At 62.0% G+C, this 14,032-nt stretch carries 15 protein-coding genes; all 15 read right to left on the bottom strand.

From position 1 onward, the window contains the following. Positions 1 to 25 precede the first annotated feature (25 nt). Complete coding sequence (gene flhF / locus QZ497_RS06895; RefSeq protein WP_295472517.1) at positions 26 to 1,372, bottom strand: flagellar biosynthesis protein FlhF; 1,347 nt, start codon at positions 1,370 to 1,372, stop codon at positions 26 to 28. An 11-nt stretch (positions 1,373 to 1,383) separates the two neighbouring features. Then, positions 1,384 to 3,513, bottom strand: a complete 2,130-nt coding sequence (gene flhA, locus QZ497_RS06900; protein ID WP_295472519.1) for a flagellar biosynthesis protein FlhA — start codon at positions 3,511 to 3,513, stop codon at positions 1,384 to 1,386. Between the two features lie 106 nt (positions 3,514 to 3,619). Then, a complete protein-coding gene (flhB, locus tag QZ497_RS06905) occupies positions 3,620 to 4,756 on the bottom strand; it encodes a flagellar biosynthesis protein FlhB (protein ID WP_295472521.1) in 1,137 nt (378 codons plus the stop codon). Between the two features lies 1 nt (position 4,757). Continuing rightward, entirely contained in the window at positions 4,758 to 5,543 is a 786-nt protein-coding gene (gene fliR, locus QZ497_RS06910) for a flagellar biosynthetic protein FliR (RefSeq protein ID WP_295472523.1), read from the bottom strand. A gap of 4 nt (positions 5,544 to 5,547) precedes the next feature. Further along, positions 5,548 to 5,817: a flagellar biosynthesis protein FliQ gene (gene fliQ / locus QZ497_RS06915; RefSeq protein ID WP_295472525.1), complete on the bottom strand. Its 270-nt coding sequence runs from the start codon at positions 5,815 to 5,817 to the stop codon at positions 5,548 to 5,550. Positions 5,818 to 5,841: 24 nt separating this feature from the next. Then, positions 5,842 to 6,594 carry a flagellar type III secretion system pore protein FliP gene (gene fliP / locus QZ497_RS06920; protein ID WP_295472527.1) on the bottom strand — a complete coding sequence of 251 codons (753 nt, stop codon included), beginning with the start codon at positions 6,592 to 6,594 and terminating at the stop codon, positions 5,842 to 5,844. Further along, the gene (gene fliO, locus QZ497_RS06925) at positions 6,594 to 7,010 is read right to left on the bottom strand and encodes a flagellar biosynthetic protein FliO (protein ID WP_295472680.1); all 417 of its coding nucleotides are present in this window, start codon (positions 7,008 to 7,010) and stop codon (positions 6,594 to 6,596) included. The genes fliP and fliO overlap by 1 nt, the downstream gene beginning before the upstream one ends. A gap of 30 nt (positions 7,011 to 7,040) precedes the next feature. Beyond that, positions 7,041 to 7,508, bottom strand: a complete 468-nt coding sequence (gene fliN / locus QZ497_RS06930; RefSeq protein ID WP_295472529.1) for a flagellar motor switch protein FliN — start codon at positions 7,506 to 7,508, stop codon at positions 7,041 to 7,043. Between the two features lie 60 nt (positions 7,509 to 7,568). Next, positions 7,569 to 8,537 (bottom strand): flagellar motor switch protein FliM, encoded by a 969-nt coding sequence (gene fliM / locus QZ497_RS06935; protein WP_295472530.1) that lies wholly within the window; start codon positions 8,535 to 8,537, stop codon positions 7,569 to 7,571. Between the two features lie 11 nt (positions 8,538 to 8,548). After that, positions 8,549 to 9,040: a flagellar basal body-associated protein FliL gene (fliL, locus tag QZ497_RS06940; protein WP_295472531.1), complete on the bottom strand. Its 492-nt coding sequence runs from the start codon at positions 9,038 to 9,040 to the stop codon at positions 8,549 to 8,551. Positions 9,041 to 9,228: 188 nt separating this feature from the next. Continuing rightward, the gene (locus tag QZ497_RS06945) at positions 9,229 to 10,644 is read right to left on the bottom strand and encodes a flagellar hook-length control protein FliK (RefSeq protein ID WP_295472533.1); all 1,416 of its coding nucleotides are present in this window, start codon (positions 10,642 to 10,644) and stop codon (positions 9,229 to 9,231) included. A 75-nt stretch (positions 10,645 to 10,719) separates the two neighbouring features. Beyond that, complete coding sequence (locus tag QZ497_RS06950; protein ID WP_295472682.1) at positions 10,720 to 11,049, bottom strand: Hpt domain-containing protein; 330 nt, start codon at positions 11,047 to 11,049, stop codon at positions 10,720 to 10,722. Positions 11,050 to 11,115: 66 nt separating this feature from the next. Beyond that, positions 11,116 to 12,840 carry a fused response regulator/phosphatase gene (locus tag QZ497_RS06955; RefSeq protein WP_295472535.1) on the bottom strand — a complete coding sequence of 575 codons (1,725 nt, stop codon included), beginning with the start codon at positions 12,838 to 12,840 and terminating at the stop codon, positions 11,116 to 11,118. A 3-nt stretch (positions 12,841 to 12,843) separates the two neighbouring features. Beyond that, positions 12,844 to 13,146, bottom strand: a complete 303-nt coding sequence (locus QZ497_RS06960; RefSeq protein WP_295472536.1) for an STAS domain-containing protein — start codon at positions 13,144 to 13,146, stop codon at positions 12,844 to 12,846. Positions 13,147 to 13,585: 439 nt separating this feature from the next. Beyond that, on the bottom strand, positions 13,586 to 14,032 hold the full coding sequence (gene fliJ, locus QZ497_RS06965) for a flagellar export protein FliJ (RefSeq protein ID WP_295472538.1): 447 nt from the start codon (positions 14,030 to 14,032) through the stop codon (positions 13,586 to 13,588).

The following is a 14,032-nucleotide window of genomic DNA, read 5'->3' on the forward strand; positions in this document are numbered from 1 at the left end:
GACGCTTTTCTTTATTTTCCATCGTTTACCCCACTCGCTTGCCGGGGGTGTGATAGAGGTCGGCGAACATGTCCGCCATCGCCTCCTCACTGGGTTCATCCTGCAGCTGCACGCTGACCGCACGGCTCACCAGTTGGTGACGCCGCGGCAGATGCAGGTCGTCAGGGATCCTCGGCCCATCGGTCAGATAGGCCACTGGCAATTCGTGAGCGATTGCCAGGCTCAACACTTCGCCAAGGCTGGCGGTCTCGTCCAGCTTGGTCAGGATGCAACCGGCCAGGCCGCAGCGTTTGTAGCTGTGGTAGGCCGCAGTGAGCACCTGCTTCTGGCTGGTGGTGGCCAGCACCAGGTAATTGCGGGCGCGGATGCCACGCCCGGCCAGGCTCTCCAGTTGCATGCGCAGGGCCGGATCGCTGGCCTGCAGGCCGGCGGTATCGATCAGCACCACGCGCTTGCGAATCAGCGGCTCCAGGGCCTGGGCCAATGACTGCCCGGGATCGACATGAGTGACCGGCACATTGAGGATTCGCCCGAGGGTCTTGAGCTGCTCCTGGGCACCGATACGGAAGCTGTCCATGCTCACCAGCGCGACGTTCTGCGCGCCGTACTTGAGCACGTAGCGTGCCGCCAGCTTGGCCAGGGTGGTGGTCTTGCCCATGCCGGCCGGGCCGACCATGGCGATCACACCGCCCTCTTCCAGAGGCTCGATCTCCGGCACGCTGATCATCCGCGCCAGGTGGGCAAGCAGCATGCGCCAGGCATGCTTGGGATCGTCGATTTCCGCCACCATGTCCAGCAGGTCGCGCGACAGCGGGCCGGACAGCCCGACACGCTGCAGCCTGCGCCACAGGTTGGCCTGTTGCGGACGGCTGCCTTGCAGTTGGGTCCAGGCCAGCGAGCCGAGCTGGACTTCCAGCAGTTCGCGCAGACCATTGAGTTCCGAACGCATCGATTCGAATACGCGCTGGCTGATGGCCTGCTCCGCTGCCGACGGCGACGGCGACGGCGCAGGTGCAGCCGCGACAGGAGGACGCGGCAGCTCTTCGAGGGTCGGTTCGATGTGCTTGTCGGTGGCGCTCAGCGGCAGGCCGGAGAACAGCTGGCGGTTGGTCGCCGCATCGGCCTCGCTACGGCTGCCGAGCTCGGCCTGCGCGGAAACGATGCGCGACTGGGTCTTGCGCAGCTCGTCTTCGAGTTCCATGTTCGGCACACGCGGGGCCAGGGCGGACAGTTTGTAATCCAGGGCAGCAGTCAGCTCGACACCGCCGGCGATACGCCGGTTGCCGATGATGGCCGCTTCGGCGCCCAGCTCATCACGAACCAGTTTCATGGCTTGACGCATATCGGCGGCGAAAAAACGCTTAACTTGCATGACTCACTACCTCAGCCATTTGGCCCGACAGTCGCTACGATGGTGACCTGCTTGTTATCAGGGATCTCCTGATACGCCAGAACATGCATGTTCGGTACAGCCAATCGTCCAAATCGTGACAGCATGGCCCGGATCGGGCCCGCCACCAACAGAATCACCGGAGAACCCTGCATTTCCTGACGCTGGGCCGCCTCAATCAACGAACGCTGGAGCTTTTCAGCCATGCTCGGTTCGAGAAGAACGCCTTCTTCCTGACCCTGACCAGCCTTCTGCATACTATTTAGCAATATCTGTTCCAACCTTGGCTCCAAGGTAATCACAGGCAGCTCTGTCTCAGTACCTACAATGCTTTGCACGATGGCACGGCTCAGACCGACCCGGACCACCGCCACCAGAGCGGCGGTATCTTGACTCTTGCCGGCGTTATTGGCGATCGCCTCGGCAATGGTGCGGATGTCACGCACCGGCACGTGCTCGGCCAGCAACGCCTGCAATACATTGAGCAGCGCCGACAACGACAGCACGCCCGGTACCAGCTCCTCGGCCAGCTTCGGAGAGCTCTTGGCCAGCAGCTGCATCAGTTGCTGGACCTCCTCGTGACCGATCAGCTCATGAGAGTGCTTGTAGAGAATCTGGTTCAGGTGGGTGGCCACGACCGTACTGGCATCGACCACGGTGTAGCCCAGCGACTGGGCCTGGGCGCGCTGGCTGATCTCGATCCATACCGCCTCCAGGCCGAACGCCGGGTCACGGGCGGTGATGCCGTTGAGCGTGCCGAATACCTGACCGGGGTTGATGGCCAGCTCGCGGTCCGGGTAGATCTCCGCCTCGGCGAGAATCACCCCCATCAACGTCAGGCGATAGGCGCTCGGCGCCAGGTCGAGGTTGTCGCGAATGTGCACGGTGGGCATCAGGAAGCCCAGCTCCTGCGACAGTTTTTTGCGCACCCCCTTGATCCGCGCCAGCAGCTGCCCGCCCTGGTTGCGGTCCACCAACGGAATCAGGCGGTAGCCAACCTCCAGGCCGATGATGTCGACGGGGGTCACGTCATCCCAACCCAGCTCCTTGGATTCCTGAGCACGCACCGGTGAAGGCAGCATGTCCTGCTGGCGTTGCACCTCGGCCAGGGCCACGGCCTTGGCCTTTTGATCGCGGCGCCACAGCCAGTAGGCCATACCGGCGGCGATGCCACCCAGGCCGATGAAAGCGAAATGCGGCATGCCGGGCACCAGGCCCATGACGATCATGATCGCCCCGGACACCGCCAGCGCCTTATAGGAAGAAAACATCTGGCGGTTGATCTGCTTGCCCATCTCTTCCGAACCGGAAGCACGGGTGACCATGATCGCCGCGGCAGTGGACAGCAGCAGTGATGGCAATTGCGCCACCAAACCGTCACCGATGGCCAGCAGGGTATAGACCCGGCCAGCTTCAGCGAACGGCATGCCGTGCTGCAGCATCCCCACCAGCATGCCGCCGATCAGGTTGATGAACAGGATCAGCAGGCCGGCGATGGCGTCGCCGCGCACGAACTTGCTGGCACCATCCATCGAACCGTAGAACTCGGCCTCGGCGGCCACTTCCGAACGCCGCGTCTTGGCCTGGTTCTGGTCGATCAGGCCGGCGTTGAGGTCGGCGTCGATGGCCATCTGCTTGCCGGGCATGGCGTCCAGGGTGAAACGCGCACTGACCTCGGAGATACGCCCAGCACCCTTGGTGATGACCACGAAGTTGATGATCATCAGGATGGCAAACACCACGATCCCGACCACATAGTTGCCGCCGATCACCACTTCACCGAAAGCCTGGATCACCTTGCCGGCGGCGTCGTGACCGTCCTGGCCGTGCAGCATGACCACTCGGGTGGAGGCCACGTTGAGCGCCAGGCGCAGCAGCGTGGCGACCAGCAGAATGGTCGGGAACACGGAGAAATCCAGCGGCCGCATGGCATAGACGCAGACCAGCAGCACGACGATGGACAAGGCGATATTGAAGGTGAAGAACACGTCGAGCAGGAACGGTGGCATCGGCAGCATCATCATCGCCATCAATGCCAGCAACAAGATCGGCACACCCAGCTGCCCACGGCCCAGGCCCGCGAGATTGTTGCGTGCGTTACTGATTAACTGAGTGCGATCCACCGGTTATATCCTGCATCAGACCAAAACTTTGACGCCCTGCGCGCCCTGGTCTGACTCATTGCAAGAAGCTGTCCAACTTTGCGGCCTCGATGAGCCGACGCCCGCATCAGGCGTCGCGCTGGAGATCCGGCGGAATGGGCAGGTCGCCCAGCGGTTGCGGCCGCTTGCCGCGGCCGGCGTGGAACTGGCGAATCTGGAACACGTAGGCCAGCACTTGGGCAACGGCCAGGTACAGCCCGGCCGGGATTTCCTGCTCCAGCTCCGTGCTGTAGTAGATCGAGCGAGCCAGCGCCGGCGACTCGAGAATCATGATCTGGTTGTGCGCGCCGATCTCACGAATCTTCAAGGCGATCAGGTCGACACCCTTGGCCAGCAGCATCGGCGCCCCACCCTGCTCGGGGTCGTACTTCAGGGCTACGGCAAAGTGCGTGGGGTTGGTGATGATGACATCGGCTTCCGGAATGGCGGCCATCATCCGGCGATGGGACATTTCATATTGCAGCTGACGAATACGCTGCTTGATCTCTGGACTGCCCTCGCTGTTCTTGTGTTCGTCGCGCACTTCCTGCTTGGTCATCATCAGTTTCTTGTGTGACTCGTACAACTGGAACGGCACATCCACGGCGGCGATCAGGAACAGCCCGGCAACGATCCACAAAGTGCTCCAACCCACCAGTTGCAAGCTGTGGATCATGGCCTGCTCCAGCGGCTCATGAGCGATGGCAACCAGGTCGTCGCGATCTTTCTTGATCACCACCAGCGCCACGGCCAGGATGATCAGGAACTTGGCCAGCGACTTGAGCAACTCCACCAGCGAGTTCATCGAGAACATCCGCTTGACCCCGGAAAGCGGGTTCATGCGGCTGAACTTGGGTGCCAGCGACTTGGTCGCGAACAGCCAACCGCCCAGCATGATCGGCCCCGCCACCGCCGCCAGCAGCATGACGATCAGAAATGGCAGCACAGCCACCAGCGCATGCTGCCCAGACTTGACCAGCATACGCCCCATCCAGGAGGGGTCCATGAGCATCTCGCGCGTGATGCTGAAGTTGTCGCGCATCAGCTCCTGCATCATTTGCGCCACGCCGCCGCCGAACATCAGCAGACCTGACGCGCCCATCATCATGACCACGAAGGTGGTCAGCTCCTTGGAGCGAGCGATCTGCCCGTCGGCGCGACTGTCACGGACCTTTTTGTCCGTGGGCTTTTCCGTCTTGTCCTGACCGCTCTCGCTTTCAGCCATATCAGCGGGCCCTTACCAGATCGCGAAGCTGTTGCAAGGCCTCTACCGCCATGGGCTGATATTGACCGAGTATGTCCGCCATGGTCATCCACAGAATCACCATGCCCAGCACCAGGGTCATCGGAAAGCCGATGGAGAAAATGTTCAACTGCGGCGCCGCGCGGGTCATGATGCCGAAGGCGATGTTGATGATCAGCAGGGCCACGATAGCCGGCAGCACCAGGCGCAGCCCGGAAGCCAATACCCAGCCCAGCCCGTTGGCCAGCGTCCAGAAGGTGTCTACGTGCACGGCATGCCCCACCGGCAGGGTGGTAAAGCTCTCGATGAGCACCTCAAGCACCACCTGATGGCCGTTCATGGCTAGGAACATCAGGGTCACCAACATGGTGAAGAACTGCCCCACCACCGCCGTGGACACACCGTTGGCCGGATCGACCATCGACGCGAAGCCCATGCCCATCTGTACAGCGATGATTTGCCCGGCGACCACGAAGACCTGGAAGAACAGCTGCAGGCAAAGCCCCATGCCCACACCGACAATGATCTGCTCGGCGACCAGCAGCAAGGCACTGAGGTCCAGCGCCTGAACCGCTGGCATCGGCGGCAACACCGGCGCCACTACTACAGTGATGGCCACCGCCAGATACATACGCACACGACGCGGCACCAGCGTCGTACCGATGATCGGCATGGTCATCAGCAACGCCACGATGCGGAACAACGGCAGAATGAAGCTCGCCACCCAGGTACTGATCTGGGTGTCGGTGAGCATCAGCAGCGGCTGCATGGCGTCAGCCGATCAGGGTCGGAATGCTGTTGAACAGGTTCAGGACGTAGTCCATGAAGTAATTCAGCAGCCAGGGGCCGGCGACGATCAGGGTCACCAGCATCACCAGCAGACGCGGCAGGAAGCTCAGGGTCTGCTCGTTGATCTGGGTGGCGGCCTGGAACATCGCCACGATAAGACCGCAGATCAGGCTCGGCACCACCAGGATGGCCACCAGCATGGTGGTCAGCCACAGCGCCTCGCGAAACAGGTCGATCGCCACTTCAGGGGTCATCGCACAGCCTCCTCGTCGAACCGGCTATACGCCGCCAAAACTGCCGGCCAGCGTGCCGACGATCAGCGCCCAGCCATCCACCAGCACGAACAGCATGATCTTGAACGGCAGGGAAATGATCAACGGCGACAGCATCATCATACCCATGGCCATCAGCACACTGGCCACAACCATGTCGATGATCAGGAAAGGAATGAAGATCATGAAGCCGATCTGGAACGCCGTCTTGAGCTCGGAAATCACGAACGCCGGCACCAGGATGGTCAGCGGCGCAGCATCCGGGGTCGGAATGTCGGTGCGCTTGGACAAGCGCATGAACAGCTCAAGGTCGCTGGTGCGCGTCTGCGCCAGCATGAAGTCCTTGATCGGCACCTGGGCCCTGGCCACTGCATCCTGGGCCGTGAGGGTCTCGGCCAGGTAGGGCTGCAGGGCCTCGTTGTTCACTCGGTCGAACACCGGCGCCATGATGAACATGGTCAGGAACAGCGCCATGCCGATAAGAATCTGGTTGGACGGGGTCTGCTGCAGGCCCAGGGCCTGACGCAGGATCGAGAACACCACGATGATCCGCGTGAAGCTGGTCATCAGCATGACGAACGCCGGAATGAAGCTCAGCGCCGTCATGATCAGCAGGATCTGCAGGCTGACCGAATACTCCTGCTGACCGTTGGCCCCGCTGGACAAGGAGATCGCCGGGATCGACAGCGGGTCGGCCGCCAGCACGGCAGGCGCCGCCATGGCCAGGAACAGCACGATCAGTAAACGCAAGGCGCGCATCACTTGGGTTCCTTATCCTTGCCCATCAGCTCCAGCAGACGCTGGGCGAATTCAGGCGTGGCCGGTTCACGCACCGGCACCTCGACGTTGTCCTTGAGCACATGCAGCGGCGTGATGCGTCCAGGCGTGATACCCAGCAGGATCTGCTCCTTGCCCACCTGCACCAGCACCAGCCGGTCGCGCGGACCGATGGCGCGGGAGCCGATCATCTCGATGACCTGCGCATTGCCGGGTGCCATGCTTTGCACCCGCCGCACCACCCAGGCCAGGGCGAAGATCAGGCCCACCACCAGCAGCAGACCCAGCAGCAGTTGCAGCAGTTGCCCACCCATCCCACCAGGCAAGGCGCTACCCACCTGCGGCGCGGCAGCCTGGGTGGCCGGCTCGGCCGCCAGGGCCAGCGCCGGCATGGCCATCAGCGCCACGGCACTCGACAGACGCTTCACTTAACGCAGCTTCTTGATACGTTCGCTGGGGCTGATCACGTCGGTCAGGCGGATGCCGAACTTCTCGTTGACCACGACCACTTCACCATGGGCGATCAGCGTACCGTTGACCAGCACGTCCAGCGGCTCGCCGGCCAGGCGATCCAGCTCGATCACCGAGCCCTGGTTGAGCTGCAGCAGGTTGCGGATGCTGATATCGGTGCTGCCCACTTCCATGGAGATGGATACCGGAATATCCAGGATCACATCCAGGTTCGGGCCTTCCAGCGATACGGGCCCGGCAGCCTTCGGCGTGCTGCCGAACTCTTCCATCGGCATGCGGGTCGATTGCGGCTTGCTGGCCTCGTCGGCCGCCAGCAGTGCGTCGATGTCCGCCTGCCCTCCTTCGCCGGCCTCGTTCAGCGCAGCCGCCCATTCATCGGCCAACGCCTGGTCATCAGCAGACGTCATTTCGTTTTCATCAGCCATCGGTTGTCCTCTGCGGGCAGTGATTCAAATACGCGATATGGATTACGGCGCGACCTTCGGTCAACGCCGCTCTATGGGTTCGATGATCTGCAGGGCCAGGTTGCCCTTGTGCGAGCCCAGCTTGACCTTGAACGACGGCACGCCATTGGCGCGCATGACCAGCGATTCAGGTAGATCCACCGGAATCACGTCGCCCGGCTGCATGTGCAGAATCTCGCGCAGCGCCAGCTGACGCTGGGCCACGGTGGTGGTCAGCGGCACCGAGACATCCAGCACGTCTTCCTTGAGCGCCTTGACCCAGCGCTCGTCCTGGTCGTCGAGGTCGGACTGGAAGCCGGCGTCGAGCATTTCGCGGATCGGCTCGATCATCGAGTAAGGCATGGTGACGTGCAGGTCGCCGCCACCGCCGTCGAGTTCGATATGGAAGGTGGAAATCACCACAGCCTCGCTGGGGCCGACGATGTTGGCCATGGCCGGGTTGACCTCCGAGTTGATGTACTCGAAGTTGACTTCCATGATCGCCTGCCAGGCTTCCTTCAGGTCGATGAACGCCTGGTCCAGCACGATGCGCACCACACGCAGCTCGGTAGGCGTGAACTCACGACCTTCGATCTTCGCGTGACGGCCATCGCCGCCAAAGAAATTGTCCACCAGCTTGAACACCAGCTTGGCGTCAAGAATGAACAGCGCCGTGCCACGCAACGGCTTGATCTTGGCCAGGTTGAGGCTGGTCGGCACATACAGCGAATGCACGTATTCACCGAACTTCATCACCTGCACCCCGCCCACCGCGACATCGGCGGAACGGCGCAGCAGGTTGAACATGCTGATGCGGGTGTAACGGGCAAAACGCTCGTTGATCATTTCCAGGGTCGGCATGCGTCCGCGGACGATGCGGTCCTGACTCGTCAGGTCGTAGCTCTTGACGCTGCCAGGCTCGACAGCGCTTTCGGTCTGGACCATTCCATCGTCCACGCCATGCAGCAGCGCGTCGATCTCATCCTGGGAGAGCAGGTCTTGCACGGCCATGTCGCGGAATCCTACTGCAATACGAAGTTGGTGAAGAGCAGCTGCTCGACGACAGTCTTGCCCACTTCTTTCTGAGCGACTTCCTGAATGCTGGCGGTGGCCTTCTGGCGCAGGAGTTCCTGGCCGATCGGCGACGACAGCGATTCGAACGGAATGCTGGAGAACAGCATCACCAGGTTGTTGCGAATGGTGGGCATGTGCACTTTCAGGGCTTCAAGATCGGCAGCATTACGCGCCAGCATGGTGATGTTCACCTGCATGTAGCGCTGCCGGCCGTTGGCGTTGAAGTTGATGACGAAAGCCGGGGTCAGGGGCTCGAACAGCGCAGGCTGGCGAACGTTGGTGGCGGCTGCCGGCTCGGCCTTGACTTCAGGCTTGTGCATGAAGAACCAGGTCGCACCGACCGAAAGGCCGACAGCCAGCAACAGGGCCACGACCACGATGATGATGAGCTTGAGTTTACCTTTCGAGCCAGGCTCTTTGACTGCTTCACTCTGCGCCATGCCAATAATCCGTCAGTATTCAAGGGGTTCGCTGATACGTAACGGAGTTTGAGCAAGTGTTATGCCAGAGTTGCAATCAAGCCCGCCAGACAGGCCCATGCGAGAGCTGGAAAGGCCGGAAACACAGGCTTGCGGCATGCATGCGAGCGTTCGGCGGCGGCCATGCACCGCCGAACGGCAGGCGTCAATCAGGCGTAATAATCGATTTCGCTGCTACCGATGACCCGCTGCGCCGGCTGACTGGCCGCGACGGCTGCTTCCGGCGCTAAGTCCTCCACCGTCTCCGCACCACCGACACCACCACGCCCGCCGCCTCGCTGAGTACGACTGGCCTGCTCCTGGGCCTGTTGCTGTGCCTGCTGCTGAGACTGGTCGGAAACGTTGACGTCCACCTGACCGAGGCCCTGCTGGCTGAACGATTCACGCAGGCGCGACACCTGGCTTTCCAGCGCATCACGCACCCCCACATGGGCGCTCATGAAGGTGACCTGGGTCTGCTGGTCCGGCGCCATATTGACGCGGATGTCCAGACGCCCCAGCTCGGCCGGCTCAAGCTTGATCTCCGCCGACTTGAGGTTCTGACTGGACAGATACATGACTCGGTCGACGATACCTTCGCTCCAGCCGCTGCGGTGCATGGCCAAGGGCTGGGCCAAGGGCGAGGCAGCGGCCGGATTGGCGACCTTCGCCGGTTGGGCTGCCTGACTTAGCGCTGCCAGGCGCTCGGCGAAGTTGTCGACGCGGGTGTCGCTGGCGGCATTTTTGGTGTCTTTCAGACCATCGGTGATCAGACCACCAAAGGCTTTTTCGCCACTTTCAGTGCTGCCCTGGTCAGAGGTTCCTTTGTCAGCCAGGCTCGCCAGATTATTGACAACGTTCTGCGCCTGACTGGCATCACCGTCCGCATTCTGCGGCTGGGCGTTGCGCTCCTGGCCGGCAGTGGCCTCCTGCGTGGGAGTGCGATGCTTGCCGGTGGCGTTTTCCAGGGCGAACTGCAAGGCATGCAGGCCATCGAGCGGGTCGGCCTGCGGGTCGAAACCGTCTTCGCTCTGGGGCGCTGCCACCACCAGCGCGGCGGCGGCCTGTGCGGGATCCGCAGCCTGGTCAGCAACCTCCGGCTGCGCAGGCACAGGGACCTGCACCGCGGCCACTGCCTGCTGCTGCGCAGGGTCGAGGGCTGGATCGCCGGCCACCGGCAACTGCAACGCCAGAGTCGGATCCACTGCCGGATCGGTAGTCTGCGTCACCTGCTCATCGGCATCCTCACCGTCGGCCTTATCGGACTTGGTCGTGGCTTGGACTGGCAACGAATTGCCGCTATCGGCAACCTTGTTCTGGTCACCCGCCTGTGAATTGGCCTGAGTCGGCTTGTCCTTGCCGGCAACCGGCTTGTCCTTGGCGACGGCTGGCTTGTCCGAACCTGAGCGCGCCGACACGTCACGACTGGCAGCCGGAGCGTCCTGAGATTGCCGGGAATAGACGCTGGAAAAGCTCGACGCCTCGCCTCCGAGGGTATCGGCAGGCTTGAAAGCATTGGCCGCAGACGACGCTCTGGACGTCGCCGAAGCATTGGCCTGCAATAGGATTTCTGGAGCGAGGGGCATCTTGATCTCCGCACTAGGCAAAACGATGAGTTCAGCAAAGCAAGATGCAGGCCAGGTTTTCCGAAGAGTTATCTTTCAGGTCTGCGCCATCAGCGTTTGCCGCTCGGCCTCGAAGAGCTGGCGGATGCTCTGGTACTCCTCGTCGATCAGCGCGATCAACTGCTCAAGCCCCTCAGGCTGCTCGCGGCGAGCCTGCTCTTCGAGGCGCAGACAGAGTTCTGACAGCATTACAGCGCCCATGTTGCTGCTGCTGCCCTTGAAGCTGTGCGCAGCCAGCCCCAACTCGCCCATGTTCAACGAGGGTCGATCGAACGTCATGGTTCGCGAAGCCTGGCGAAACAACGCCATGCGCAGGTCGGAATCCTTGAGAAAGACATCGATCAGCGTCAGGTATTCGTCTTCCATGACCTCATGCAAGGTGTTCAATACATTGTGATCCACATGTCCGGCTGCCACTTGCTCACTCCTTGATCAAGAAACCGTTGGCGAGTATGCCACTTCCCCCCAGGAAAACTCCACGTGAGCTGCACGCCCGTCGTCCGACCAGTGCGCCTCGCGACACAGGGAGCGAATCAGGCGCAGGCCGCGCCCACACAATTCGCTTTCGCCCGGCGTACGCTCAAGCACATCCTGCACATCGAAGCCCTGGCCGCTGTCACGCACACAGATGCCAAGGCTGCCACCCTGAGAGGATGAGCGCACCTGCAACTCCAGACGCACGAACCCGGACTGCAACGCCGCCAGGCGTCTGGCGCGCTCTTCGTAATAGAGTGCGAAACCGCTGGCATCACGCTTGAGCGTCGAGTCCAGCCCCAGCACGCCGTGATCCAGGGCATTGCTGTAAAGCTCGGTCAGCACACTGTAGAGCGCCCCGCCCTGCTCGCGCAGCTCATGCATCTCCAGCAGCAGTTGCAGGATGCCCGGCAGCGGGTTGAACGCCTTGAGGGTAGGCGGGCGAAACTCGAAGGACACCGACCAGTCCATCGGCTCGACCACCACGCTCTCGGTGTGCCAGGCAGCCCGCGTGTCGACCGGCATACGCTGGCCGGTGCTGACCTCCAGCATGCTGACGTCATCACGGGCACGCCCTCCGAAATCATTGAGCGCCTGGAGAATCTCCTGGATGAGCATGGTCGGCTCGCGATTGGCCGCCAGCACCTCACACAGTCGCTGGGAACCGAAAATCCGCTCTTCAGCGTCGCGGGTGTCGATCACGCCATCGGAGCACAGGAACACCCGATCACCCTGCCCCAGGGGATAGACCTGCGTACTGGCATCGAAAGCCCTGGCCGACAACACCCCCAGCGGCAGGTGCCGTGACGGCAACGGTGTGATCGACCCATGACGGGCGCTGAGCAGGTAACCATCCGGCAAGCCGCCATTCCACAGTTCGACCTGCTGCTGATTGAAGTCGAACGCCGCGAGAGTGGCACAACAGAACATGTCCACAGGCAGGATGCGCTTGAGCTTGGCGTTCATCTCGCGAAGCATCTCGGCCAACCCGTAGCCCTTGGCGGTCATGCCATAGAACACGTCGGCCAGCGGCATGGCACCCACCGCAGCCGGCAATCCGTGACCCGTGAAGTCGCCCAGCAATACATGCATGTGCCCGGCCGGCGTGTAGGCCGCCAGCATCAGGTCACCGTTGAACAATGCATAGGGAGATTGCAAATAGCGAATATTCGGCGCATCCAGACACCCGGAATGGGCCACCTGGTCGAACACCGCCTTGGCGACCCTCTGCTCGTTGAGCAGATGCTCACGGTGCGCGGCCAGTTGGTCCCGCTGGCGCAATACCGTGTCCTGCAACTGGCGCAGGCGATTCATGGCATTGATCTTTGCCGCCAGCACCCGCGGATTGAAAGGCTTGGCGAGAAAATCGTCACCACCGGCGTCCAGGCAACGCGCCACGGCCTCACCGTCAGCCAGGGAAGTCAGGAAGATCACCGGCACCAGCGAGTCACCTGCCATCTGCTTGATGCGCCGCGCCGCCTCGAAGCCATCGATGACCGGCATCATGGCGTCCATCAATACCAGATCCGGTCGCTCGCTGGCATACAACGCCAATGCCTGCTCGCCGTTGCAGGTCACCAAGGGCTGGTGGCCCTGGCGACTCACCAGAGTCGCCAGCAACAGCCGATCGCTGGGGCTGTCATCGGCAATCAGAATGCGCAGGCTCTGCGCCTCGGACTGCAAGACTCAGCCCATCTGGAACAGTTTGAAGAAGTTCGAGATCGTCAGGATCTTGACCACGTCCGGGGTGCAGTTGATCAGGCGGACCTGCGCCTTGTCGCCCCCGGCGTGGTCACGCAGCAACAGCAGCATGCCCAGCGCAGAGCTGTCCAGGTACTGGGTGCCGCGCAGGTCGACCGCATATTCCAGATCACCCGGATAGGCCTGGTAGGCCGTGCGAAAGTCCTGGTGCGATGAAAAGTCGAAGCGCCCGTCGACAAACAGCGTGACTTGCCGACCATCCGCAGAGCGCTCGGAAGTAACCGCCATACGACCTCCTGTAACCTTGCCTTGATAAGACACAGCCTAGACGAAGTCTGCCGCATCGAAGATGAAAACCCGGGCCGGAACGGCTCATGAATGCCGGAACGGGTCACCAGCAAACCGAGCGGCCTTGGTCGCAATACTGGTCAGTTAAGAGTTCTTCCGCTTTTGTTGGAGCTTGCTCGCGAACAGGTCAGCAAATTCCATGAATCTGCTGTGAACGTGACGCAGCCATCGCGAGCAAGCTCGCTCCCACGGTCTGAACTGACCAGTATTACCGCTAAAGCCAATACTGATCAGTTAGGCCGGGCAGGAGCGGCTTCAGCCGCGAAGCGACCGCCAGCTCACAGCAGATGCAGTGATTTTCCTGGCGCTTTCGCGGCTAAAGCCGCTCCCACCGGGCCCCATATCGACTAACTGAACAGTATTGCCGCTAAAGCCGTTCCTACAGGTCATGGCGCGGCAGGCGCTGGGACAATTCGTCCAGCAGTTTCTGCTCACGCTTGTCTTCCAGGGCACGGGCTTCATCAATGTAGCGCTGCACCAGCTTGCGCAGACCTTCGACACGGGCGTAAGCCTGTTGCCAGACGCCCCTGGCGCGATCCAGGTTGGCCTGGTGCCAGGCCAGGCTCTTGCGCTGCTGGCCGATGGCGGTTTCCAGTTGGTTGAGAAAGCGCTGATAGTTCATCAGCCACTGTCCCGACACGCCGTGCCCGCCCTTGTCGATCCATTGCTGCTGGTAATTGAGACGGAACTGTTCCAGCTCTTCGAGCTTGTTGTGCGCCAGATTGACCTGCCCCTGCGCATGCCCAAGGCGCTGCGCGGCACTGCGTTCGGCAGATTCGGCCATTTCCACCACCGGCGCCAGACGCGCCGCACGACTCTGCGCCAT

Source organism: uncultured Pseudomonas sp. (assembly GCF_913777995.1).
Classification (GTDB): Bacteria; Pseudomonadota; Gammaproteobacteria; order Pseudomonadales; family Pseudomonadaceae; genus Aquipseudomonas.